This is a genomic window from Paenibacillus eucommiae (genome assembly GCF_017874215.1).
GTDB lineage: Bacteria > Bacillota > Bacilli > Paenibacillales > NBRC-103111 > Paenibacillus_AI > Paenibacillus_AI eucommiae.
In genome coordinates, this window is sequence record NZ_JAGGLB010000035.1 from 22,138 (window position 1) to 47,298 (window position 25,161).

18 protein-coding genes are annotated in these 25,161 nt (G+C 44.3%); 8 read left to right on the forward strand and 10 right to left on the reverse strand.

Translation table 11 applies throughout. From position 1 onward, the window contains the following. Positions 1–154 precede the first annotated feature (154 nt). The 3 genes from J2Z66_RS34395 to J2Z66_RS34405 all read right to left on the reverse strand — a co-directional run bounded on the left by J2Z66_RS34395 (position 155) and on the right by J2Z66_RS34405 (position 4,100). Entirely contained in the window at positions 155–517 is a 363-nt protein-coding gene (locus J2Z66_RS34395) for a DinB family protein (RefSeq protein ID WP_209977309.1), read from the reverse strand. 868 nt (positions 518–1,385) lie between these two features. Continuing rightward, entirely contained in the window at positions 1,386–3,596 is a 2,211-nt protein-coding gene (locus J2Z66_RS34400) for an AAA family ATPase (protein WP_209977310.1), read from the reverse strand. Positions 3,597–3,620: 24 nt separating this feature from the next. Continuing rightward, positions 3,621–4,100, reverse strand: coding sequence for a DUF6530 family protein (locus J2Z66_RS34405; RefSeq protein ID WP_209977311.1), 480 nt, complete (start codon positions 4,098–4,100; stop codon positions 3,621–3,623). A gap of 643 nt (positions 4,101–4,743) precedes the next feature. On the opposite strand from J2Z66_RS34405, the gene J2Z66_RS34410 reads away from it, so the two are divergent. Both J2Z66_RS34410 and J2Z66_RS34415 read left to right on the forward strand, forming a co-directional pair. After that, complete coding sequence (locus tag J2Z66_RS34410) at positions 4,744–5,298, forward strand: hypothetical protein (RefSeq protein ID WP_209977312.1); 555 nt, start codon at positions 4,744–4,746, stop codon at positions 5,296–5,298. A 239-nt stretch (positions 5,299–5,537) separates the two neighbouring features. Continuing rightward, positions 5,538–6,221, forward strand: a complete 684-nt coding sequence (locus J2Z66_RS34415) for a hypothetical protein (RefSeq protein ID WP_209977313.1) — start codon at positions 5,538–5,540, stop codon at positions 6,219–6,221. Between the two features lie 194 nt (positions 6,222–6,415). On the opposite strand, the gene J2Z66_RS34420 is transcribed toward J2Z66_RS34415, so the two are convergent. From J2Z66_RS34420 to J2Z66_RS34430, 3 genes are all read right to left on the reverse strand, one after another. Further along, complete coding sequence (locus J2Z66_RS34420; RefSeq protein ID WP_209977314.1) at positions 6,416–6,595, reverse strand: stalk domain-containing protein; 180 nt, start codon at positions 6,593–6,595, stop codon at positions 6,416–6,418. A gap of 32 nt (positions 6,596–6,627) precedes the next feature. Then, complete coding sequence (locus J2Z66_RS34425; protein WP_245376067.1) at positions 6,628–8,616, reverse strand: serine hydrolase domain-containing protein; 1,989 nt, start codon at positions 8,614–8,616, stop codon at positions 6,628–6,630. 889 nt (positions 8,617–9,505) lie between these two features. Then, entirely contained in the window at positions 9,506–10,246 is a 741-nt protein-coding gene (locus J2Z66_RS34430; protein ID WP_209977315.1) for an SDR family oxidoreductase, read from the reverse strand. Between the two features lie 233 nt (positions 10,247–10,479). Here J2Z66_RS34430 and J2Z66_RS34435 point away from each other — a divergent pair, with 233 nt between their 5' ends. Continuing rightward, on the forward strand, positions 10,480–11,061 hold the full coding sequence (locus tag J2Z66_RS34435; protein ID WP_209977316.1) for a TetR/AcrR family transcriptional regulator: 582 nt from the start codon (positions 10,480–10,482) through the stop codon (positions 11,059–11,061). Positions 11,062–11,235: 174 nt separating this feature from the next. Beyond that, a complete protein-coding gene (locus J2Z66_RS34440) occupies positions 11,236–12,384 on the forward strand; it encodes a sensor histidine kinase (protein WP_209977317.1) in 1,149 nt (382 codons plus the stop codon). A 200-nt stretch (positions 12,385–12,584) separates the two neighbouring features. Here the strand turns inward: J2Z66_RS34440 and J2Z66_RS34445 are convergent, their stop codons facing one another. Further along, the gene (locus J2Z66_RS34445) at positions 12,585–12,992 is read right to left on the reverse strand and encodes a DUF6855 family protein (RefSeq protein WP_209977318.1); all 408 of its coding nucleotides are present in this window, start codon (positions 12,990–12,992) and stop codon (positions 12,585–12,587) included. A 409-nt stretch (positions 12,993–13,401) separates the two neighbouring features. Between J2Z66_RS34445 and J2Z66_RS34450 the strand changes: the two genes are divergently transcribed. Continuing rightward, positions 13,402–15,735 carry a DUF4838 domain-containing protein gene (locus tag J2Z66_RS34450; protein WP_209977319.1) on the forward strand — a complete coding sequence of 778 codons (2,334 nt, stop codon included), beginning with the start codon at positions 13,402–13,404 and terminating at the stop codon, positions 15,733–15,735. A gap of 285 nt (positions 15,736–16,020) precedes the next feature. Beyond that, positions 16,021–16,617, forward strand: coding sequence for a DUF6630 family protein (locus J2Z66_RS34455; protein ID WP_209977320.1), 597 nt, complete (start codon positions 16,021–16,023; stop codon positions 16,615–16,617). A gap of 715 nt (positions 16,618–17,332) precedes the next feature. Here J2Z66_RS34455 and J2Z66_RS34460 read toward each other — a convergent pair. Both J2Z66_RS34460 and J2Z66_RS34465 read right to left on the reverse strand, forming a co-directional pair. Continuing rightward, positions 17,333–19,096, reverse strand: coding sequence for a sensor histidine kinase (locus J2Z66_RS34460; RefSeq protein WP_209977321.1), 1,764 nt, complete (start codon positions 19,094–19,096; stop codon positions 17,333–17,335). Next, entirely contained in the window at positions 19,093–19,815 is a 723-nt protein-coding gene (locus J2Z66_RS34465; RefSeq protein WP_209977322.1) for a response regulator transcription factor, read from the reverse strand. The genes J2Z66_RS34460 and J2Z66_RS34465 overlap by 4 nt, the downstream gene beginning before the upstream one ends. A gap of 203 nt (positions 19,816–20,018) precedes the next feature. Between J2Z66_RS34465 and J2Z66_RS34470 the strand changes: the two genes are divergently transcribed. After that, positions 20,019–21,032 carry a peptidoglycan DD-metalloendopeptidase family protein gene (locus J2Z66_RS34470; RefSeq protein WP_209977323.1) on the forward strand — a complete coding sequence of 338 codons (1,014 nt, stop codon included), beginning with the start codon at positions 20,019–20,021 and terminating at the stop codon, positions 21,030–21,032. Between the two features lie 154 nt (positions 21,033–21,186). Here the strand turns inward: J2Z66_RS34470 and J2Z66_RS34475 are convergent, their stop codons facing one another. Continuing rightward, positions 21,187–22,014, reverse strand: a complete 828-nt coding sequence (locus J2Z66_RS34475) for a nicotianamine synthase family protein (RefSeq protein WP_245376072.1) — start codon at positions 22,012–22,014, stop codon at positions 21,187–21,189. Between the two features lie 577 nt (positions 22,015–22,591). Between J2Z66_RS34475 and uvrA the strand changes: the two genes are divergently transcribed. Continuing rightward, positions 22,592–25,114 carry an excinuclease ABC subunit UvrA gene (gene uvrA / locus J2Z66_RS34480; protein ID WP_209977325.1) on the forward strand — a complete coding sequence of 841 codons (2,523 nt, stop codon included), beginning with the start codon at positions 22,592–22,594 and terminating at the stop codon, positions 25,112–25,114. Positions 25,115–25,161 lie beyond the last annotated feature (47 nt).

Sequence of the window (25,161 nt, forward strand, 5' to 3'; positions counted from 1 at the left end):
TGTGAGCAGTCAGTTTTATTTAGTCTATCTTAGTCACACAAACTAAACTCCATATCCCCTCATAGTAACCTCGAAACCAAAACGTTCTCCGTACTATTCTACAAACCGCTTAAAATTGCTTACCGGAATGGTCACTAGTATGTCGATTTAAGTTTTATTCCCATACTAGATACCCCTTCCTCATTTTTGCAATGTAATAGATTTGTCCTGTGTGACTAGGTAAATGTCTGAATTGATGCAGAAGCATTTCTAGAATTGTGGATTGATTGTTTAGGCCAGCACTGCTGAACGTTGGAAAGTTTAAATAAGGTTGATCTAGTAACTTTTCTGGATTTGCTGTTATGATTTCAAGAACTTGTATGACGCTGTCGTATGATTTCTTCAAAAGTTCCAATGCTTGCTCCTTTGTCATTTGTAGACCGCGTTCAAATTCTTTACTCCTATCTTCAATATGTGGAGCACCAAAGTATGCGGCTTCAAACCATTGATATAAAGCTCCCGAAATGTGTGCTACCAAATTTTGCGATGCTGTTACTCTCAGGCGTAGGTGACCAAACGATATCCTCGTCAGACAATTGCTCAATGGCAATGCGAGTCCATTTCTGGTCTGCTTTGTATTTCCTTAAGAGATGGTCAATCACTATAGTTGAACTGTCCAAAACCCTTCACGCTCCCATATTTTTCTTCAATCTTACCAAACATACGTTTCCCTGTAAAGTGCGACAAGTTTCTCTTATATCCAAACTCGGATCAATGGACAATCACACAATCATGCCCGTTAATTTAATAATTGCTTGTTTGTATAGGATTCTCATGTGTGTAATGATCAAGCAATCTATCATTTCATATATAAATTATGTAAATTATCATTATATTATTTATAAGTATGGATGATATAATGATTATTGCAGGGAAGGAGATGATTCCCTGGCTGGAATGGCTTGAAATAGTCAAAGTTACACGTTGGAGGGGTTAACTTCCCCTTGTTATTCGCCAATAATATTACTATTCCATTGGCAATATGCAAACGGCATTACTACAAAGAAAGGGTAGATAACATGAATAAACGTACAAAGTTAACTGCTACATTGGGCTTAATTCTCGGCTTTCTATGTATCATATTTGCTTAACCTGCAGTGTTCCTTCTAATCCTTTGTAATTATGCCTTTTTCCATACACTTCCTATGTGTTTCTTTCTACATCACACTTATATACCTAATTATACCAATATTATCATATATTCTTTTAGATAGCAGGGGTAAAGTTACTACACCTTGAAGCTTGTCTTATCGTAAAACAAAAAAAAGCCCGATTAAGGGCAATAAATTACTAAAACAAACCAAGTCCAGTTAACCTTGCAGGGCAAGCCTTTTATCCATACATAATCACAAATACCGAGCAATAATCCGAACCAGCTTTGCAGGCAATTCCGTTAAATTGGTAATATCCAAAAATCTCTCGTTTCCATAAATTTGATTAATCACATCTTTGTCCTGGCCTATCGCGGCTGCAAGAAATGTGATGCCTTTCCGTTCGTATTCATCTATGGTCTGTTGCATGTCTTTGATTGCATAATTTCCGGTATAATCTTCCATGGCTTTGGGTTGCCCGTCGCTTATGCTGATCAATAATTTTGTCCGTTGTTGTGAAGCAGCTAATCGGTCTGCCATAATTCTAAGCGCCATCCCATCACGGTTATTGCTTCTGGCACGAATCCCCATAAGTCTGAACCGATCATTGGAATCTGGTTTATCAAAATCGGTATAGGCATAAATCGACATTTGCTCAAGCTTGGAAGCATCCGCTGTATCCCCGTTGATCAGTATGGGAATATGACAAATCTGACAAAATTCATATACGGCTATCACCGCACGTTTTGCAGCTGATAGTCTCCCAAAAGCTGACATGGATGCGGACTCATCAACTCTTAAACCTACCACGAGGGAGGGGGATTCTGTTGGAGGGAGTTTCTTGGCAAAATACCTGAAATCCCGATAAGCAACGCTATCCGCTTGAAATTTACTTCCATAAAATTGATTCCTCGCAAATTCAGAAGAAGTCTCGTGTTCTAAGAGCGGAAGTGTCTTTTTGGCAATTTCCCGTATGACAGGCATAAGCTCTTTACTTAGGTTTATATATTCTTGCTGGGATTCAATACCGAAATCCGGCCGGTGAACAATGAGCTTAACCTTTTTATGAATTGATTCGGACACTACCTCCCTTGCATCGCGATTCAACTTTTTACGGAAATCCCGATCTTTTTGTTTTGTTTCGTCTGACAATGCTTCAGGATTTACCTGATGATATTGAGGAGTCCCCTCCTCTCCCATATCTGAGCTTTCCATATCGGTAGAATCATCTGAAGCTTGGGAGGTACTTTCGTCACTATCTGCAGACTTTTTTAAGGCGATCCCCTGCTCCTCTTCCTTCTTATCATGCTCAAAATCGGTGTCGTCGATATTTCCCCATGTTCTTATCTCTATTTCATCAAATATTCTTTTTTTTTTTAATTCAATCTCAACTTTATCTAAGCCCGCTAACAAACCATGGTTGTTCAGTGCTTCTTCCAATAGTTTGATTTCTTCGGAATCGGTTGTTATCTTGTAAATAACTTTATGATAAAGGGATTCCTTTGCTGAAGCACCTCCGGCAACGGCATCCACCCAGTAGAAAAATGAACGCATACCAGCTACGCCTTTAATCGCATTGACCCGGGCAGTTCTGTCCAAAACAATAATCATTTCTGCTAAAACATCCAACACCTTTTCATCCTTATAACCGGTTTTGGATATTGCCCGTTCAATCATAATTTCTTTGGTTGGCAGATCCATTTTTTCCGTGTGCTGAACTCTGTCACGCAGTGATTCGTTTAGTGGTCTGGTTCCTGCATAACTGCGATTTGTTGTGATGACCGCTATAAAATCTGGGTGCCTGCGGATGATTTCTGTGGGAAGGTTAATGCTCCCATCCAGCTCTAAGGCAGAGTTTAGTGCCATTAGCACAGCGGCATCCCGTATCACTGTTGGTTCTTGAATTTCCAAAAGATAGCCTTTTTGATAGGCTCTGACGATTTCGGAGGGGTAAAAGCGATATTCAACCTCTTCGCCCTTCGTGTTTTGCTGCAACCTTTTCAGTAATTGCTTCATCTTTAACGCAGCCTGTTCCTGTGTAACCCCCAGCACGTTCATCAAGATTTCAGCAGCGCTTTGAAAACCATCGTTCTCATACAATGCTTTCAAAACGATTTGCTCCGCAGGCTCCATGGTCTCTATTCGATCCGATGAAATAACCGGCAAAATAGCCCCAATAATATCTGATTTATCCATATCGGCAAAACAGGTTACTTTCGTATATGGCAGCCCTAAATCGGCAGACAATGCTTTTGCGAGTTGTGTTTTACCAGAACCGGCGTCACCCTCTAACAAAATATTGGCGATTTTCATTTCGCCGCGATTCCAGTTGCGTTTTATTTCATTACATATGCGCAGTTCTTCTTCACTATCTTTATGAGATAAAGGCTTTTTCCAAACTAGCTCTTGTTCAACATTAGTCAGTTGTCTTGCAGGAGACAAAACATATTGCTCATGGTTGTTCATACCACTTCTCCTCGTCCAAAAATTTTAATACCCCATATCTTTTAATAGCCGGGATAATACCCGAAGCCGTTCTCCGATCATTTCGCCATCATCACTGAGAGCCTGAGCAAAAAGCTTAATATCATTATCAATCATTGGATTTTCTGTACAAACGGATACACTCATTGCATCCCCTTGCAGCCCAATGCGGTCAATCGTAGTGTTATCAGGGTCATACATTTTAGGGAAACGGTAGGCTTCCTGAAAATGCAAGCTGCTGCTGCAAATCAAAATGGCAAGATCAAGAACACGGTGCATAGGCAACTCCTCTGACTGCCTTGACCATTTTTCCCCTGTGTATCTCCATACTTTTGCCGAAATATCGACCTTCCCCCTGTCATTCCACTGGGCCAATCCCAGGGATAGACCTTTTGCATCAGTGTTCTGGGCATATCGGCCGTCAACCTGCTCATAATTTTCCGACACGATAACAGGTTTATGTTTTAAAGTTGTTGGTATTTTCATTTTTTTCACACTCTCCAATTTTAATTTACTAAATTACTAAATTACTGATTTACTAAATATAAAATAATTTTAACCTTCATTTCTTCATATGTCAATCCGGTTAGTTGGCCAGAAGTTGGTCTTACGAATAAGAATATGAATATCTTTCCACCAAGACCTCTTTATATCGTTAAAATGAGAATAACGCCTTGCAGCGTCCTTTGAGGAGCGTGTTCATCATGTTGGTGGTTCGGGGAGGGACTGGCTGTGGGCTCCAGCCGCTGTTAAAGATTTGTTCATTTGAATGGTATAGTTAAGGAGGTAGGGACAAATCTTTAAAGGCGGACGCTAACGCTCTTCCACCCACAGCCATTCCCTCTCTTTAGCTACAATCGCACGAACACCACGCTCAAACGGACAGCCAGCAGAGGTTGCATTCCTGAGAGAAAGGGATAGTGGCGATAGGATGAGCTTTCTTAGCTTCCTTTCTGATTAGTGGAGGCTTGGCTTTCCGCAATTAGAAGGCAGGCCCCATTCCACACTTTAACACTGTAGAGCACTTAACTTTCTTTTTTGTTAAAAAAAGCACCCGTTATGGATGCTCTGTAACTTATTTCAAATTTGAGGTAGACTTATTCTAATGAATAATTAGTGAGGTGAGCCAATGATATTTGAATACAAATTAACTGGTTTGGGATGGGCAGATGGATACATAGAAATTGATAAATCTGAATGTTATTTTACAGCAAGTTATCTTTCAAATGCCTTGAATGATTTCTTGGATGCATTGCTCAATATAATACCTGGTTGTGTGCCTGATGATGAACTTAAAGTTTCAAGCTCTTTTGAATGGGAAGCAGAACCTGCTGGAACACAGTGGACATTGACTAGACTAGAGGATGGAAATATTCATGTAAAAGTTGTTTTTTACAGTGACCTGTATCTAAAGTTTGACCCTGAAATACAAGTAGATTCTATATGCAGTACTAATGATTTTGTTAATGCTGTTGTCAAAGAACTAGAAATTCTAATTAGAACACATGGAATTATTGGCTACAGGAAGTGTTGGAGCAATCATGATTTCCCTATATCCAGTTTCTTAATTCTTAAAAATTTCTCTCTGAATAATACCCATATAGAAGTAACAGATTATGAGCATAAGGGCTGCCAACTTGTAAAAACTGATTTGGGTGATGATATCAAATTGTTGCTTTCCTAATTAAAAACAATGAAAATATGTAGTCACTCATTCATTGAGTGGCCTTTTTTTATTGGAGGATATCGACTAAAAAAATAACTGCTCGAAAATACGATGTTTAATTAGCAATAAGAAGATTTATTCCAAAGTAGGTTCTATAAAAATTAGAACTATCCAAGAAGAACTGGCCGGAATAGAATGGCGTTATCGACAGCTATATTCTTAATATCGAAATTTTGTTCATTAAGGTGGTTTTGTATATGAAGAAAATAATCGGAGTAAGTCTAATCATTTTAGGTATCATGGTTTCTCTTGCTACATTTGACCCTCTGTATGTAATGTATAAAGAGGGGCAAATATATAAAACATTAGACAAAAAATACTTCATTGATCAACCAGAATTTAACACAAACCAATTTGAGATAAATGATAATCGTATTGAAATCATCGATACCCCTAAAGGAAATATAGTGAATCTCCAAGTATTAATAAACGGAAAAGCACTTTTCAAACCTATGGATGTACCTGTCTCAAATGACGGGGACTATGCTCGCGGAGTATGGGTAAACATCCTTAATATCCACAACAAACAAGAGACAAATCACCAGAACGATCTAACAGCTATTGTACAATCAATGCCGCCGGACGCGAAGAGCTGGAATATTTATTATATTAATGGTCAAAAGAAAATGGAGACTAAACATATAACCAATGAGGACCGTTTGAGCAAGACCAACGAGAATATTTCAAATGATTACTTAGAGATACAATTATTGAAAAGAAGCGGTGTTTCAATGATTGGATATGCGTCTGATATTAATTATGCTTCGATTAATCCTTTTGCTACTCTAATACCAAGGGCTATCTTTGTTTTTGGAATTGTACTAATTGTAATAGGAATTTTGTTTTTTGTGAGTGGTCGTAAATCGAAAAAAATAAATTGAATAGCTGGGCTCCTAATGTTAGGAGATGACGTGTAATCCACCATACCTTTACAAAAGGAGCCAATTAAACTTTAACATGTATGTATTTCGCTAGAAGCTTTGACCAACAACTTACCTTAATTCAAATCCATAAAAGGGTATAATGGACCCACCTAATAACCAGGCTTCAATCGTCTACCTTGTAAAGTGACCAATTATTCGACTGAGCTTGGTAAATTATCGATCTTATTCACACCATTCGTTTGATTTGAGGCATTCTCATAATTCACATTGGCTCCCATTGCTTCCGAAAAGATACGAAGTGGGAATGTTTCACTAATTAATGGAAATCCGAATTGCAAAGCTTCACAAACTACCTCTCTTGCGTCCTTCATAACCCTCCCCACCTCTGTCTTTTGACAAATATTTAAACAACAAGATGAAAGAAATTCCAATCGTATAGTATGAAAAGGAAAGAAAGAAGAATCTCCGTTGTAACGAGCCGAAACCATTTTTGGCCTCTGGATTGCGGAGCTTCTCTGCTTTTTTGACTGGATACAACAAGCAGCAAAATAGCAAGAATGGCCAGGACCCAGTTCACAAGAACTCCAATGTTCAATTGGACCGCGGTTTCGCTTTGATTAATGACGAAGCTCCACAGCATGAATAGAACGTTTAAGACAAGTGCCGTACCAAATACGATCAAGGCCGCGAACAAACGATTCGCTGTACTTGAAGTGGTTATTCCTTTTCTTTTTCGTAAGAGCCAGCGGATGAGCAGAACAACAGGGGTTAGCAAAAAGAAAGCAATGGCGATCACTGCAACGATCAGATAGATGATTAGCAGCGGGAAGGAACGGCTTCGTTTAAGCGGCAGCACATCCGTAGCTTTACCTTTGCTGAGCCGAATTACTTTTCCTTCTGATTTTTCAGCGTATAGAATAGGTGCAATTTTTTGAATAGCCGGGTGTCCGGTTTTATCCATTTTATATACATTGGGACTAGTTTGCTTATAATCTCCCGACATTCCCATTACCGTTAAAGAAAGATCATGTTCACCCTTTGCTTCGATCTTAATTAGACCCAGGTAACTCATAACCTCCTGAATGGTGGAATAGTTGCTGCCTGAAAGTACATAGTGTCCGGCCACATCCTTTGAATTTGGCAAGTCTTTGACTGTCGGCTCTACTTCCTGGGTCTTGCTCTGAATCAACAGGTCAATTATACCGGAGGTAATTTCTTGCTCAACCTCAGCGTTAGTTAATACGACGATGCCAAGCTTTTCTTCTGGAACAACTACAAAATTACTAGAGAAGCCCATGGTATTTCCAGCGTGTCCTACGGACCCGGGTTGTGCGGTGTATTCCCAAAGACCATGTGCATTGGAAAGAATGTCCTTATTGGGCGTATAGCTTTGTGTCAGCATTGTTTGCAGGGTTTGCTTGTTAACGAACAACTGGTTATCAGCGGCGGTCAGTGCCATAGCGAATCTTGCCAGGTCTTCAGCGGTTCCTTTCATGGCTCCTGCAGGATACAATGGCACAAAATAGGGAGCTCTAGCCTCAAAGCCATCATTTTCTGTAATCCCATAGCCTGTAGCTGCTGCCTGCTGCAATTCCAAATGATCCTCCAGCTTCGGATGACCGGATGTATGATTCATACCGAGCGGACGTAAAATCCGGTTCATTTCATAGTCAGAAAATGAGACGCCACTTACCTCCTCGACCACATAAGCAGCCAGTGCTGTCGCGTAGTTCGAGTAGGCAATGACCTTGCCAGGCTCATATATTTGCTTGGGCTGTGGAGATAGCAGTGTTTCCTCCAAAGATTTCAGCTTCTCCGGAGATTGGGTAAATAATGCGAGCGGATGCTGCTCAAAACCGGCGGTATGGCTCATGATATCCAGCATCGTAATCGCCTTGTCGTAGCGAAGCTTCGCGGCAAATTGTTTCGGCAAATAAGCTCTGATGTCTTGATCCAGCTTCAATTTCCCTTCTTCCTCCAATTGCATAACTGAGGTCCAGACAAACAGCTTGTTGATTGAACCATAATCAAACACAGTGCTTGCGGAGTCGACCGGGACTTGATTTTCAATATTGGCGTAGCCGTAACCCTTGGAGAAGATCATCTCATCACCTCTTGTCACCACAATTGCAGCGCCTGGGCTTGACTTCCCGACATAGGCATCCACATATTTGTCAATCTCCTGCTCAAGCTGGTTGTAGAAAATGCCAGATGGCGTCCTCTCTGTGCTTTCAGTGCTTTCAGTGCTTGCAGTCCTCTCAGTACTCTCTATACCCTCAGTGCTTGCTTCTTCCGCGGATACAGGAATTGAACAAGCAATACTTGCAAAAATTAAAAGTGTGCTCATCAAAAATGCAATAATTTTAATCGGTTGTTCTATGCTTATGTTCATGTTTCTACTCCTTATACAACAGTTTATTTGTTGTATATAAGTTATCACATGAGACCAGATTACAAATCCGTACCTATCAGCATATTCATACAGCCAACCCGCAAATATAATGCGTGACCACGCAGAGCAGCAATCTTGTTGTTAGGACGGCTCCAAAATTTTACACGCTCTTCTCTCCCATCATCTCCACAGCAGAATTTGAGGGGTCAGCAAAGAATACACAAATAAACCCCAGTTCGTACTTACAACTGTGCATACCATCCTTCTACATGTAAATAATCCACTTTAGTATCAAATCTCTTTATTGACCGCACACCAGAGGACTAAAAGTCCTCTTTTTTTTTTGTCCAAACCGTTCCTATCAATCAATCATAGAATAAATCATTCCAAGAAAAAAGGGTGATAGAATTGGCAAATACAGATGTAAGGCTTCAACTATTCTCTGGTATTAATTTTACAAATCGGCGGATTGTTTTTAGACGTGGAGGTGTTGCCGTCCGAGATTTGGGAGCATTTCGTTTTGATAACGTCCTCTCCAGCTTCCGTCTGAGAAATGTTTCAACTATAGATTCAGTAACACTAGTTTTGTTTTCCCGAATTAACTTCCAAGGGTCCATTCGAATATTTCGCGGACGCCAAAATGTGTCTAATTTAGGTAATTTCAATAATCTAACTTCTTCCTTTATTTTAGTAGGACGCAATCTTACTAATTCCCAGATTCAACTAATCCAAAGTACTGGAATCCCTCCTCGTGATATTTTAGTTATCAGACAATAACAGCTAGGGAAAGGGGCACAGGTATGTGCCTTTTTTTCTTTCCCCAAAGGTACAAAATTCCAAAGAATATAACGAACTCATTCTACACAGTTTTTCTCAAAGTAGCACTGTATTACGGCTGTGCAGTCGGTCTAATCACAATCTCATTGACTCCGGTATCCTCGGGTTCATTGATGGCGTAGGCGATCGCTCTAGCGATACTGTATGGAGAAATGGCCAAGCCGCTAAAATGACTCGCCATCGCTATAACCTCGGGGCTATTCACGGTGTTGAGCAGCTCCGTTTCCGTAATTCCTGGCGCAATAATGGTAGATCGGATATGGGAGGACGGAGATTCTTCCTTGCGCAGGCCTTCAGAAATTGCTCTGACGGCAAATTTGGTGGCACTGTATACAGCCGAAGTTTGGTTCACCTCATGGCCCGCAACTGAAGAAATGTTGATAATATGTCCTGTTTGCTGTTCCCTCATGATTGGCAGCACCGCGGCGATGCCGTACAGCACACCTTTAATATTCACATCTATCATCTGATCCCATTCCGCAATCCTTAGTTCATTCAGTCTCGAAACCGGCATAACTCCGGCGTTGTTCACCAGCACATCGATGCGGCCGTATTGTTTCAAGGCGAACTGTGCCAGTTTTTGCATATCCTCTGATGAGACAACGTCCGCTTTATAATAAGCAGCTTCCCAGCCTTCTTGTTTAATTTCATTCACGATCGCCTGCAGACGCTCTTCTCTTCTTGCTGCCAGAACCACTTTTGCTCCCTTTTGGGCCAATAACTTGGCTGTGGCTTCCCCAATTCCGCTGGATGCTCCCGTTATGATGACTACCTTGTCTTTTGTATGTTCCATTCGTTACCGCCCCTTAAGAAATTTTTTTATTCCCATAATAGATATAGTAGATATTCTAGTCATACTAATTATCGATCAGATGTTCATTATTCAATTCATGTTGATTATTTAACGGCCGTTGATTATCATTATATAGAGAATACACATCAATTCAATCGCTAATACATGCGCTTTTGTTTCATATACAACAGATGCCATGAAATTGTTCATTTACTGGAGGGTGCAATCGAAGAATGGAGACCGTAACCAAAACCGACCGGCGGATTATCAGAACAAAGGAAGCCATCAACAAGGCGTTTCTGGAGCTTTTTTCCGAAAAAGAGCTCGAACAAATCACTATTAACGACATTGCCGAACGGGCGAATGTTAACCGCGGTACTATCTATCTGCATTACAGTGACAAATACGATTTGCTAGATAAATGTATTGAGCAGCATTTAAACATACTCATCACGTTCTGCAGCAAAAATGAATTGAACCGGGAAATATCAACGCTGGTCAGTGATCTGAAGCCAGTGTTCGATTATTTTGAGGCGAACTTTCTGTTCTTCTCCGCCATGTTCACTAATCAAAGAACCACGGTATTCCGGGAGCGTCTGCTGCAGTTCGTGGCCACCAACGTTAGAGAGAAGCTCGATAGGCAAAACCTCCAACCGGATATAGACAATGAAGTGAATGCCCAATTTATGGCCTCGGCTTTCATTGGTATCTTGGAGTGGTGGATTCGTAATGAAATGCCGCATTCCCCAGCGTATATGGCAGATCAAGTGCGCAAACTATATGAAAAAAATGAGGTTTTCCCCTTGCTCAAATGAACATCTCATCAATGGCAAATCCATTTCTATCGCTCCTGCCTAGATGAAGAACTTCACCTGACATTCGTATTTCAGCCAATTTACGACATTTTTTTCACTTCCATATATGACTAAAGTCATGTTTGTGTTACCATTAGGATAGTCAATTGATTATTCCAGATGAGGTAAAATAATATGGATGAACATCTTCATAGAAGAATGACTTTCTTCCTGACCCTATTCGTTTTAGGCGGGACCGTCATCTTATTGCTCCATACCCCTAATTTTTCGCTAGCATTATGCCTGCTCTCATGCAGCTATGCTATTCTTGTCCTACTTCGGGATTACTTCCTGAAGCTTGATCTGCGCCGAATGCCCGGCACTCTATTTATCATTTTGCAACTCATCTTATCTATAGTCCTCTCGGTATGGTCAGAAAGCTTTTTTGCCCAAATTTACCTCTTGATCCTCATTGGAGAATTTACCTTCTACCACTCCAGGACCCATTCTATTATCTTTACGATAGTGAGTTACATTACCATTTTGATAGGTGTTATGAGCTATCGCCAGTTTCCGAATTTCGAAGAGATCTATCTGCTCTTCCCTCGCGTTATTGATTACTTCGCCATATTCGGGATGAGTCTGCTGGCGAGAATTGCTTTTCAGCAAAAAAATCAGCTGGCTTTAGACCATGAACAACTGCAAATCGCTTCTAGGGAGCTGGAACAGAAAGTCAAATTAGAAGAACGGACAAGAATATCCCGGGACATCCATGATTCCGTTGGGCATACATTAACATCTGCCTTGACGGGACTGCAAACAGCCGCTCACGCGATAAGGAAAAATAATCATACGGTTGCCCTCGATATGATAGTCAGAACGGAAGACAATATTCGCAATGGACTGAATGATGTAAGAACATCTGTACATTTGCTGCGTGAGAACAGCTCTGGCATTCCGTTTATTACCGAGCTTATGGGTTTGATCCATGAAACAAAAAAGCAGACCGGAGTGGATATTACCTATGAAATTGATACAGCACTTCCGGATTTGCCACCTTTAATGGAACTGGCCATTTATCGCGCACTGCAAGAGGGCCTGACAAACGGCATGAAGCATGGGGCCAGCACGCATTTCCGGTTCTCCTTGACCTGCCGGGCGGGGATTATCAGCTTTACTTTAACCGATAATGGCAGGCCTCCCGGCCCAATTGTGTTCGGCTTTGGCCTAAATGCCATGAAAGAAAGGCTGGAGCAGGTTGGAGGCGCTTTGGTGATTTTTGCCGGGGATGGTGATAGAGGAGTAACATTGGACATCACCATACCCTTTGCGGACGGAAAATGATCAATTGTGGCCACTTTCATCCACGGAGAGATGGTATAGTGTCAATGGTACCTTCTGTGCGCATTTATGAAAAACAGAGCATACTGCTGAACAGATAGTCTTCTACAATAAAAAAATCGCCCTATCCATTATCAGAGGAAAGGCGATTATTTTTTCTATCCATCAACTTCAGACGTTAGCCCTAGCAAAGTATTTCAAAATTATTTCGCTCTCATGCGGTTATTTCTAGGATTATGCTCTACTTCTGCAAGCCCCAATTCCTCCATTAAAGGTGGGATATACATGCCAAACCTCCCCCTCAGCCCTTTCTTTAATCCGTACCAGCCACTAACAGGATTTTCAGCCGAGCGGCCCCAAGCTTCAACAGTACCTTCTTTTGCAGGTTTTTGCTCATCAGCACTGCCAAGCTCCATCCAATCCCCATGCTGCTTGAGCATAGCGTGCAGGTCTTCAAGACAGCGATAATCGTAATGTAAAACCGTCTTCCCTACTGTGCATACTATAATCTCTTTGCCATCTTTTTCGTCCTTGTACATTTCATACTCAGATGTTTGTGGTGGTGTTTTTAATTTCCAAGGATTTTCCTTGGTTCCATTTCCTGCTGACATATGTTCCACTCCTAAATTTAATATTCCTGAAAAGATATCAGGCTTAACCTCCTGCTAAAATCAATTGATCCCCAAACTTGATTATAAAATAGCTTCTCCTTAAAGCATAGTTATGATAATTTTAACATGGAATCAACCCCGGGAGTGGAAGATCCTTTTGCCCCTGAGGAATTTGTGAATGATACCATCTTGGAATTTATGAAGACGTATCCTCTGTAATAAGCTAAGTTTAGGAAGAATTCCTTCCCTCGCGGTAAAAAAACATCGTTAAACGCCCTCCTCAAAGTACCCCCTAAAGGAGTTTTCTTAATTATTAAGAAAATTTTGTTTAGAGCATTCACCAAGTGCCAAACTCATGCTATACTAACGAAGAACCTAAATAATCTCATTTTTTGGGAGGAAATAAACTTTGAGCTTAGAAGAGAAGCATTGCAAAATTATCGAGAACAAAATAGCCGCGGCCGTCGTCATTGTAGCTGATGAAAGCGATGCCAAGACAAAGGAAGCCGCTGAGTTACTAGCAAGCTATGTGTTCAAGGCAACAGGTGCAGTACTGCCTGTTCTCTCAGTAAGTGAAGCGCAGAGTAGCATACATACAGAGGAAATCACACGAATTTTTATAGGAGCTGCTGTGCATGAAATTGCTGACGAATGGGACTCCTTGTTAGCAGGGATGGACGTAGACGGATTTATTATTCAAGTGCAAGACAAAGTGGTTGCCATTAAAGGTCCGTCACCGTGGGGAACTGAGTTCGGCGTTTACGAGTTTCTTGAGCGATATGTCGGAGTACGCTGGCTGATGCCTGGAGAATTCGGTGAGGCAATCCCGCAGTTGAACGAACTTATCTTACCTTTGGAAGTTGTCAAGCAGGAGCCGGTCTTTCTAAGCCGGTCTTTCTCAGGCAGCGATGAAGTATGGGATCAACGGAACCGATTGCGGCATCGCTTTCAGCTTGGCCATAACCTTTGGCAATTATTTTCACCGAAAAAATATGCATCCACACATCCTCAGTTCTTTCCTAAAGGAGTCAATTTAGACATTGAGACAGATTGGCAGCCTTGCTTCACAGCTCCAGGCCTTGCTCAGGAAGCCGTCAAATCGATCAATGCTTATTTCGATGAACATCCAGATCAATGGTGTTATTCCATTTGCACCAACGATAATGGCGGCTTTGATGAAGCACGTCCGGACCACCCGCTTAACCCGCATCGTAAAAACTCGGTGGGCGAGCATCATATGTCAGAAATCTTTTTCAAATGGGCAGTAGAAGTTGCAAATGGCGTCAAACAAAAGCATCCTGATAAATATTTAAGTGTGTATGCCTATTCAGACTTGTATGATCCGCCAGAAACCATTACTTTACCTTCTAACATTATTGTCTACATTACAGATGATCGGATGTCTTGGGAAGATAAGCCGATTGGCCAGATCGGGCACGATTTAACTATGCGATGGCACGAGGTTGCCCCCTCATTAGGCTTTTACGAATATGCTTACGGATCCCCCTATACAGTTCCTAGGGTCTACCTGCATCGTGCTGCAGAAAATTACCGCTACGCTCAGCAAAACGGGGTGCTAGGCCACTACGCCGAACTGTATGCAAATTGGGGAGAAGGCCCGAAACCCTGGGTATTAGCCCGGCTGCAATGGAATCCTCAGCAGAGCGTCGATGCGTTGATTGATGATTGGTGCGAAGCGGCTGTCGGCAAGCTGGCTGGTGGTATTTTAGCACAGTATTACAAGCATTGGGAGCATTTCTGGTTAAAGACCTCTTTGCAATCTTCATGGTATAAACACTATATTGAAGCACCTCATCGTTACAATTACATGCCATTTTATAATGCATCTTATTTATACGATGTTACTGAAGAGGATATCGCTCACAGCCGTCATCTGCTCGAATCTGTTCTGGAAAAGTCAGAAACGGAGGTGCAACGCCAAAGAGCACAATTATTAATCCAGGCTTTCACGTTCTATGAAGCATCCGCTCTGAGCTATCCGCGCAGACAGGCGCTAGAAGCACCAACAGACGCAGCTGTGATGCTGCAATTGCTTGATGAAAACCTGCAGCGTGTTGCTCATTATGCGCAGCGCATCCAACTTGTAAAAGATTTTCATGGTCACCCTGTACTTCATCAGTGGATTACGCCTGAATCATGGAATGTAACATGGATTCCTTTGAATTTCAAAGCACTCTCGTTGATCGTTGACTGGCTTGACAATCATGGCGCGAATCAAGGAGCCTCCAATGCATTGGAGCAACGAATTAGCTCGGCGCAGCAGCATGCACACCTTGCCGTTCGGCAGATGGGCTCACTCCTGCATGAAGCCTTCATTGCAAAAAGTGGACGGCCTGATGCAACACTAGCCCTTCGAACGCATGCTGGAATGAGCAGCGGTGGCGAACTGGCCGCGGAACCGGGCACCTATGGTATGCTTTGCCGTTTTTACGTGCCGGAGCATATTGCTCCGTCCGATTGGATATTGCTGCAGATGTTGTTTCAAGATGCTGCCGGCAATGAGCTAGATCATGCAAATACCGTGCTGATTCCTTTGTGGGCTTATGCTGGAGAAACCATTATCATCCCGCATTTAGCCGAAGTGCCGCAACAAATTAACGGCCAGAATGTGGATTCCGTGAAAATATCAGTCCATTTCAAAGATTGCAAGCCTGAGGAAATGTCGCCTGAGTTGATTGGATTTTACAAACTATCGAGTATCAAGGACTCCTCCCATAATTGATTTCAACGCCTTCCAACTTATCAAAAAAACACGACCGCTTTTGCTCAGCCATAAAAAGGCGAGGGTAACCTCTTCTTTTTTCACTTTATTCCACCTTATTACACTTTATTTCACTTGTTTTCCTCAGGCAATGTGTCCAGCATGTATCCATCTACACAACTGCAAGCAGATTCGTCCCACAGTCCCAGGTATTGACAATCAATACAGGTTATAATGAGCTTAGGTCTTACAGTAACAGTATCGTGTTCACCCTAAAGCAATGTGCCCAAAGAGGAAGGTGTTGGAGTGGGAATCTTTGATTTTTTTCGTAAAAAGAAACAGGACGGTGATTCACCAGATGAGCTGCCTCCGCCAATAGATGAAAAACAAGAAGCGAGCAAGGCAGCTCTTCTGGAGTTGGGTACCAGGTTGTCTGCAGGCAATGTACAAATTGTAGCCGAGATTAAGCTAGCAATTGAACAGCCACTGGAGTATTTCAACACATGGGAGGACCGTCTGATCAACCGCGGCATTGATAGCCCCATTGATGATCAACCATGGATTTCTTTAGTGGATGCACTCGCGGAGGATCAGCTCGCTTTCGAAGTAGATTGGAAGGAAGCCTCGGATACCATTGTGTGGGCAACGCGCAAGCTGCTTGATCGAAAGCAGTTTACTGTGCCTGAATCGGTACTGATTGAGGTAGAGAATGAAGACTCACTGCCCACTAATGAAGTACTGCAAATGTTGAGAGATAACCTTGAAAAATTCGGAGTTACATTAGCTTTTATGGATATTGATAGTGATAGCTATGTATTGATTACAGTGAGATCAGACGAAATCGAATCCTTGCAAGCGTTGGCGAGTAAAGCAGGTTACGGAATTGTTGATGATTTTCCGTAAGTGCTGGCGGAAGTTATCACATTGAATTCGCACCGTTTCCCCCACTTAAATATACGCCTTGCGGCGTCCTTAGGTGAGAGTTCGCAACTAGGGAGTGTTGTGAGAGAGTGTGTTGTGAGAGAGTGTGTTGCGAGAGGGAATAGCTGTGGGATTCAGCCGCTGTTAAAGATTTGTTCCCTGAAATGAATGTAAAAGGATGGAACAAATCTTTAAATGCGGACGCTATCGCTTTTCCACCCATCCCCCTTACCTCTTTCAGCTACAAACGTACGAACACCAAGCTCAAACAGACAGCTATCAATGGTTTTTCTCTTGGTTAGTGGAGATTTCCTAGCGGACACAGGCTCTGGGGATGATAAGCTTATACAGCTGTGCAGGTTCTGCTACTTTAACGATGTTTTTCATCGTTAAAAGCATCAGATCCTCTCCTCAGCCTTGCTTTAACGAAGAAAACATCGTTAAAATCCCTTTTAACCACCCTGAGAGGCCATCGGGCCTCTTTTAACGATGAAAATCATCATTAACGTGACGGATGGCCCCAGAACACTCGTTTTAGCGATGAAAAACATCGTTAAGTGGAGCATATTCGCGTGCACACTCATTTCGGCGGAGTCCGGTCTGCTGCTCGGCTACTGGCTGCTACTAACGCTCATCCACCAGCTCATCCTCCCTTAACCTGGCTTCATAGTAAAAGCAAAGTTGAGGACGATCTTCTTTATTGTGGTTCTTCCGTCTTCCACACCAGACGAATGGAAGTCCCGCGGCCTACTGCAGTATTCACCTCGATCATTCCCCCAAGCCCTTCCACCAGCGCCTTGGTCACGGCCATGCCGAGACCAGTTCCTTCTGCCCGGCTCTCGGTATCCAAACCACGGTAATACCGTTCGAACAGCCGCGAAGCTGTTTGCTCGTCCATCCCCTCTCCGTCATCAGTGAAGGTCACGATGATATCCCCATTTCCGGCAGATTGCACAGATATCGTTAGCTTCGTATCCTCCTTATTGTGCAGCAGAGCATTAGCGACAAGATTATCTACAATCCGTTGAAACCAGGGCTTGTATAGCGCCAGACAAACGGGATGATCTGCGGGCATGAAGCGGATGCTGTCCTCTTTGTAAAGTGGATGGTTGGATGATTCCCGAACGGCCTCTGCCATATATTCATTCATATTTACGACCTCTACAGACGGTGCTGCGCCGCCGCTCTTAAGCTGGTACGTCAATGTCAGATCATTGATCAGATCGTCCAAATACAAGGATTTGTCCAAAATAACCTTAGCGAACGACCGCACTTCATCCGCTGTCCAGTCATACGAATCGGCCTCCAGCATATATGCATAACCTTTGATGGAGGAGAGCGGCGTTTTCAGGTCGTGGGACACCCCGGAAATCCATTCGTCCCTCATCCTTTCAGTCTCGGTACGCATTCGTTCATTGCGGCGGAGCGTTCCAGATAAAGAGTCGAGGGAATGGATCACATCCCCGTAAATGCGGTATTTGCGTTTCCTCTTGCCAAGACGGTTTTGGCTTCGCGGGATGCCGTCCGGTAAAGCTGGCTCGGCATAACTGCCTTCATCCAAAGATCGCAGCCACTTCATCATATGAATGATCGGAGAACCGAAGCGATGACCAAACCAATAGGAGAAAAGTACGAAAACAAGCATCGCCGCAAGCAAAAGCGTGCCAATGCCCACCGCCAGCACCCGGGTTTCCGGATCCATCCGTGGCTTCTCGCCGGGTTGGTATCCGGGAAGCGGGGAGCTAAGAATCCATGTTTCCCCGGTTTCTTTGTCATAATGGGTAATCAGCTTCATGCCATAACGATCGGGATAAACCGAGCGGAGCGCCAGTTCCTGAACAGAGAAGCGGCCGATCGCCTCAGCTGGTGTGTTGACTGAGGCCAACTCCTCCCCTTCCGCGTCCACCACCTGGAGCCAGGAGCCGCTTAGCTTAATCTGCTCCTCCAATTCCTCAGGCAGCCGGATTGTGCTTCCCATTATAACTCCCTGCTCCATCAATTGCTGCAGCTGGAGCTGGTTCTCATCCTTTTTATCCAAACCGTAAATCAGCGTATGGTTAACACCATTCTTTTCCTGAATCCACAAGTATAAATGATAAGGAAAAGGGCTCCCTCCCAGCCAATAAGCTGTAAACTCGCCAGGACCGTAAGAGTCAGGCACGTCAGGTGGCGTAAAGAAAGCATCGGTTACCTTACCGTTCTCGTCGATACGCTGCAGCCAGCCCCCGCTTTGGCGGACCATCTCCAGCAGTTCAGGATCAAACTGCAGGTCGTCTCCCCTGGTTCTAATCGTTTGGACCAGCTGGTATAGTCCAGCGCTTTCGAATTCTCTTCCTGCCTGGATTCGCGACAGTTGGTTGTAAGTCCAATAAAGCGCACCTGCGGCAAGCATCGACAGAATGAGGCCAACAATGGCCAGCCAGGCAATAAGCCGAAAGGTAAGCCGCCATTTCACGTTCATGGTCGCTCGCTCTCCTTCTCGATCAGTTTATAACCAAGACCTCGAACGTTCACAAGGTATTCCGGCTGTGTCGGGTCGGGTTCGATCCGCTCTCGAATGCGATGAATATGAACCATGATCGTGTTGTCATCACTGATGCTGTGCTCGCCCCACACCCGCTCGTACAGCTCGCTTTTTGTAAAGATCCGGTTCGGATTTTTGCAAAAGAATAACAGCAATTGAAAGACGAGTAATGGGCACGATACGGGCACCCCTTCAACAACCAGCTCAGCAGCGGTCTCATTCACTTGAAACCAGCCAAAATCATGCACGGTCGGGCTTGTTTGATTTGCAGCAGCAAATACGGATTTGCTTGTACGCCGCAGCAAGGACTTGATACGGGCAACGATCTCCAGCGGATTGAATGGCTTCGTTACATAGTCATCGCCTCCAACAGCAAAGCCAGTCAGCTTGTCGAAATCGGTTGTTCGCGCACTCAGGAACAAAATCGGAGCATCCGTTAATCGCCTGATAAAAGGACAGGCTTCAATGCCGCTCATTCTAGGAAGCGTCACGTCGAGTACGATCACGTCATAATTGTTTTGCTCACAGGAAGCGATAGCCATTTCAGCGGTTGTTACTTTGTCGATATGGACGAAACCTTCTTTGCGCAGCACTGTCTCCAGCATCTGAAGAAGCGCCTGCTCATCGTCCACCAGAAGGATGGCGGCATCATTCAATTTAACCTCTCTCCTTTCCTGGTACATTCTTCATTTATTCTACCATTTTCAGACGGTTAGAAAAACGGCAGCTTCCTTAACAGAACCTTAATTCTTGTCTCATTAATTAAGACAGCGATAAGGATCCGTTTCCTTGGAAATAAGATTAAGCATCTATAATAAAACTATAAACATAAAAAAAAGATATAGGATGGTGCAGAGGGATGAAGAAAGCATTCATAATGTTAACAGTTGCGGCGGTCGTTCTTACAGGCTGCGGGGGCAAAGAAAAAGAGCCGAAGCCCGGATCGGCTACAGAGACCACTGAGAATACAGGAACAAGTACACCGAAAAATACGGTATCCCCGGAACCGGCCGGCAAGAAATATGAAGCCAAACAAATCGGCCAAGCTTTGCTTGACGGGGAATATGATAACATTTATAAGCAGCTGAGCAAAGATTTCCAGAAGCAAATTACAATAGACCAGCTCCGTGAGGCAGCGGAAAGCTTCAACCAAGGCGTCAAATCTTGGGACATGCAATCAGAAATGCTGTTGAATGGCGGTCAATACTACACATGGACCGACCCGGAAGGCAAGAAGGGTCTTGTTGTCACCATGAGTCCAGAAGGGGAAATTTCAGGGCTGCAGGTCAAGCCACTGGAGAGCTTTCCGGAGACTGATGCAGCTCAGACGAAACTCGCTTACGGACTGCCTTTCAAAGGGGAATGGTATGTGTTCTGGGGCGGGGCTAATGTCCTAGCCAACTATCACTATGAAGTGGAAAGTCAGCGTTACGCTTACGATATCATTCAGGCCAAAGACGGGTATTCCTATAAGGGGGACGCCACGAAAAACGAGAGCTATTATGCGTTCGGCCAGGAAATCCTTGCGCCACAAGATGGCAAAGTGGTCCATGTGGTGAACGATATTGAGGATAACAACCCTGTGGGGGTAATGAATGCCGAACATCCGGCAGGTAACGTAGTCGTCATTGATCACGGTAATGGGGAATACAGCTTTTTGGCACATTTAAAAAAGGGTTCGGCAGTTGTCAAAGTCGGTGATCAGGTATCCAAGGGCGATCCTATAGGCCAGTGCGGCAATTCGGGTAATTCCAGCGAGCCCCATCTGCACTTTCAGGTGTCCGACAGCGATGATTTATTCACTGGAAAATCGATTCGCCTGCAGTGGGAGCAAGATGTGAGTCTGACTCAGGGTAAAGCTGTTAAAGGCTAGGAATGCATTAAATATCATGAAATTTGAACACGCGGATACGGCAAAGAGTTGGCATTTCTGCGATTCACCGGCATTTACCTTAATTTCCAGGAATCCCCATTTGCCGCATCCTTGTTCAAATCAAAATGATTTTTAGTATTCAAATATTAAGCCTTCAACTTCTCCGGCTTGCCATCATTTCCCTAGCCGCTGCTGCGGCAAGAGCTGATTTGGGCAAACTTAAAATAAGCGTGTCGTAGAGACATGCAGGCCGGTTTATGCAATCCACTTGCCAATCCTCTTGCCAGTCCACCTTCCAATCTGATGACAAATCCGTAAAAAGCGGATAATTGAAAAGTGACTTCAATCCGTTTCCATAACGTATGATCATTTTGCAATCGGGATGAACTGCGGTTTTAAGCTCCTCAACAATCTCAATTTTCTCGGGAACAAGTGACGCAATGAAGACATGTGTGCATGCCCCTGCAGCTTCGGATGCCTTCAAGTGACTGTCCAAATAGTGAACGCTCCTCTGCAAACCTAGAAATTCCGTTAATTTTCTTCCCTGATAAACGGCTTCATCGTCAATATCTGTACAAATTACCTCAGCAGACGTGTTTCTAGCAATTGTAAAAGCGGACAAAGGGAATGCACCAGCACCGATAAATAAAACTTTGGATGTCTGGTCAATTTGCGTATATCGCCATTCTTCCTTAACAGATGCAGATAGCAGCGATATGTATAGATTCAAGTCCAAATTCCCGCTATAAGCACGATAAGATCTCATTTTTTCAACCACACTTAACGCATGGACCGATATTTCTCTTACATTCCCTGAGCCTTGCTTAATTTCTTCGCTGCTTCCCCATTTTCCCCACCGCTTCTCATTATCCTTATTCACTATAAATTCACAAAGATGATCCAGTTTAGCGCTAAGGATTTCCAAACCTTTTGAAACACTGTGGACTGCCGCCAATGAATGGGCTATCTCATCTTCAAGCATCTTCAAACTATAAAGAAAATCCTCCTGGTTTTCGACTACGCTTATTCCCTCCGCCTCCTCCATGTTCATGTGCTCGTTCAGCACTATGAGTATATGAGGGAAGTTAAGACATCCATTACTTTTATCCAACCAAAGACTGCGCGTCAGCTGGCAGTTGTCTAATTTTAGTGATATAAGCCGTCACACGAAGGTCCTCCTGCCGCGGATATTCGTATCCCAGACGTTCTTTCTGCAAGCGGGATACCAATTTTGCGGATAAAGGCCCCTTTTACTCAAAGAATCGTCATGAACCTCGGGAATATTTTTGACAGGCTTAAAACTGAGTTCGATACGAACACTATCCTCAAATTGCATTCGCACTCCCTATAGCAGCGAACATGCTAAAAGGAGGAGTTTTAAATGAAATTATTTATCACTTTAATTTAAACTACATTGCTAAGCTTTCTTTACTTATTGCTGTGTTATAACTAGATAATCTTTTCCCAACCTTCTCATTTGCACTAATGTTGTAATATAAAGACGTATGATCAAATAAGAACAAATACCCTAAACCCATTTTGAAACGGAGAGATGTTATTTGAACAATAAGATCGTCATAACAGGCGCTCGTGAGAACAATCTGAAAAATATTACGTTGGAGATTCCCAAGCATAAGCTGGTCGTTCTGACCGGACCTTCCGGCTCCGGGAAATCCACTCTCGCCTTGGATACGCTGCAGAGAGAATGTCAGCGGCAGTACATGGAATCGATGGGGATGGTTTCGGATGCAGTAGGCAGGCCAAAGGTGGATGCCATCGTTGGTTTATCACCCTCCATCAGTGTAGGACAGCATGTGACGAACCGAAATCCGCGTTCCACCGTCGGTACCGTAACAGACATACATACCTACCTGCGTGTCATCTACGAAAAGCTGGGCGAGCGCCCTTGTCCCCACTGCGGCACGACTCTTGCCCCTTCATACGATCACGGAGCAAACCTGCTTGCTTCAGGCAGTGAGGAAGAGCTTCCCGTTGATCAGCAATTCTTCGACTGTCGGGCTTGCCGGCACCGCTTAGAGAAGCTTACCCGTCGGCACTTTTCCTACAACACGCCGGATGGAGCTTGTGAGTGCTGTGGTGGATTAGGACATACGATCAGTTTGAATCTCGACGCCGTCTTTGACGAGGGCCGCAGTCTGCGCGAAGGCTGTGTCACCTTCTGGTACGAATCACTAATCGCCTACCAGACGAGTATATTGTCAGCAGCTGCCCGGCATTACGGCCTCGGCTTCGATCCTGACCTGCCACTTCGTGATTGGACACCCGCCCTGCGGGATCTGCTTTACTATGGGGTAGAAAGCGATTCGTTCAAGAGCCATTTTCCAGAGCAGAAGCCGCCAAAAACCGTAACACAGGGTAAATTCGAGGGCGTCGTTACCGGCATCTGGAGGCGCTACAAGGAAAAGGACGGCCAGCCTGGTGAAGCGGCGATGTTCCGGGAGCAAACCTGCGGAGACTGTGGAGGCCTGCGGTTGAAGGCAGAAATCCTTGCCGTTAAAGTCGGTGGCGCTTCTATAGCAGAGATTGGCAGCTGGCCGCTTGATGACGCGCTTAATTGGATGAAGCAGCTGAAGGCAGAGCTGTCTCCAGACAGCCTATCTTTAACAGAATCACTATTACACGACATGATCGTTAGACTAAATCGGATCGTTGATGTGGGGCTCAGTTATTTGTCGCTGAACCGTCAGACGGTAACGCTCTCCGGAGGAGAGGCGCAGCGTCTTCGGCTTGCTTCGATCCTTGGTTCAGGCTTGACCGGAGTGCTCTACATTCTCGACGAGCCTACTGCTGGACTGCATCCCCGGGATACAGCAGGCCTGATCAAGGTGCTCAAGCAACTGCGAGACCTTGAAAATACAGTGCTCGTCATTGAACATGAGGTGGAGATGATGCGCGCTGCCGATCATGTCATCGACATGGGGCCTGGAGCTGGAAGCTTCGGCGGGCGCGTCGTTGGGGAGGGCAGTCTGGCAGAGTTGGCTGAGTTCCCGGAATCGGTCACAGGCTCCTATCTGCGGGAAGCAAGTCTTCAGTATGCAAAACCGGTTAAACGAAGGAAAGGGAACGGAAACGTGCTGACCATTCACGACGCATATGAACGGAACCTGAAGCATATCACAGCCTCCTTCCCCTTAGGATGCCTCATCTCCGTGACGGGTGTGTCTGGTTCCGGTAAATCCACACTGCTATTCGACCTGCTTGCAGCTGGTGGAACGGACAATCAGCACCGGCATGGCTGCGAGCGTATTACCGGGCTGGGTGCAATAGATACGATGATTACCGTGGACCAGTCACCAGTTGGCCGGATGAGTCGTTCCAACGTTGCCACCTATACAGACGTCTTCACATTGATACGTAATCTGTATGCTGGTCTGCCAGAAGCTAAACGTTCCGGACTGACGTCCAAGCACTTCTCTTTCAATACACCAGGCGGCCGCTGCGAGAACTGTCAAGGCTTAGGTGTCGTATCGATGGACATGTACTTCATCGCCAACCTGGAAGTCCGCTGCCCGGCCTGTCGCGGTCGACGGTTCAAAGATGAAATATTGGCGGTCTCTTATAAAGGCTCGACGATCTCCGATCTGCTGGACATGACCGTGCAGACGAGCCAGCCGCTGCTGCAGGACAATCCCAAGATTGCCGAAGCCATCACACTGTTGTGCGAGGTAGGACTTGGCTACCTGCAATGGGGGCAGTCCTTAAGCACCCTCTCCGGTGGCGAAGGTCAGCGAATCAAGCTGGCGAAGGAGCTTGGCAGGAAATCACGGAATCACACGCTCTATCTGCTGGACGAGCCGACAACGGGTTTGCATCCTGCTGATGTAAAGCAGCTTCTTGTTCTTCTGAACAAGCTGGTTGATGCAGGCAACACCATCATTACGGTTGAGCATAACCTCGACGTAGTCCGTGCTTCGGACTGGGTGATCGATATGGGGCCGGAAGGCGGAGAAGCTGGCGGCGAGATCGTCGCTGAAGGTACGCCTGAGACAGTCGCGTTGGTTGAAGCCTCATATACAGGACAATATCTAAAAGAAGTACTGGCCATTCCTGTAGCGAAATAATTGCTGTTATCGATTGACCATAGAAAAAACTAATGAACATTTAAGTA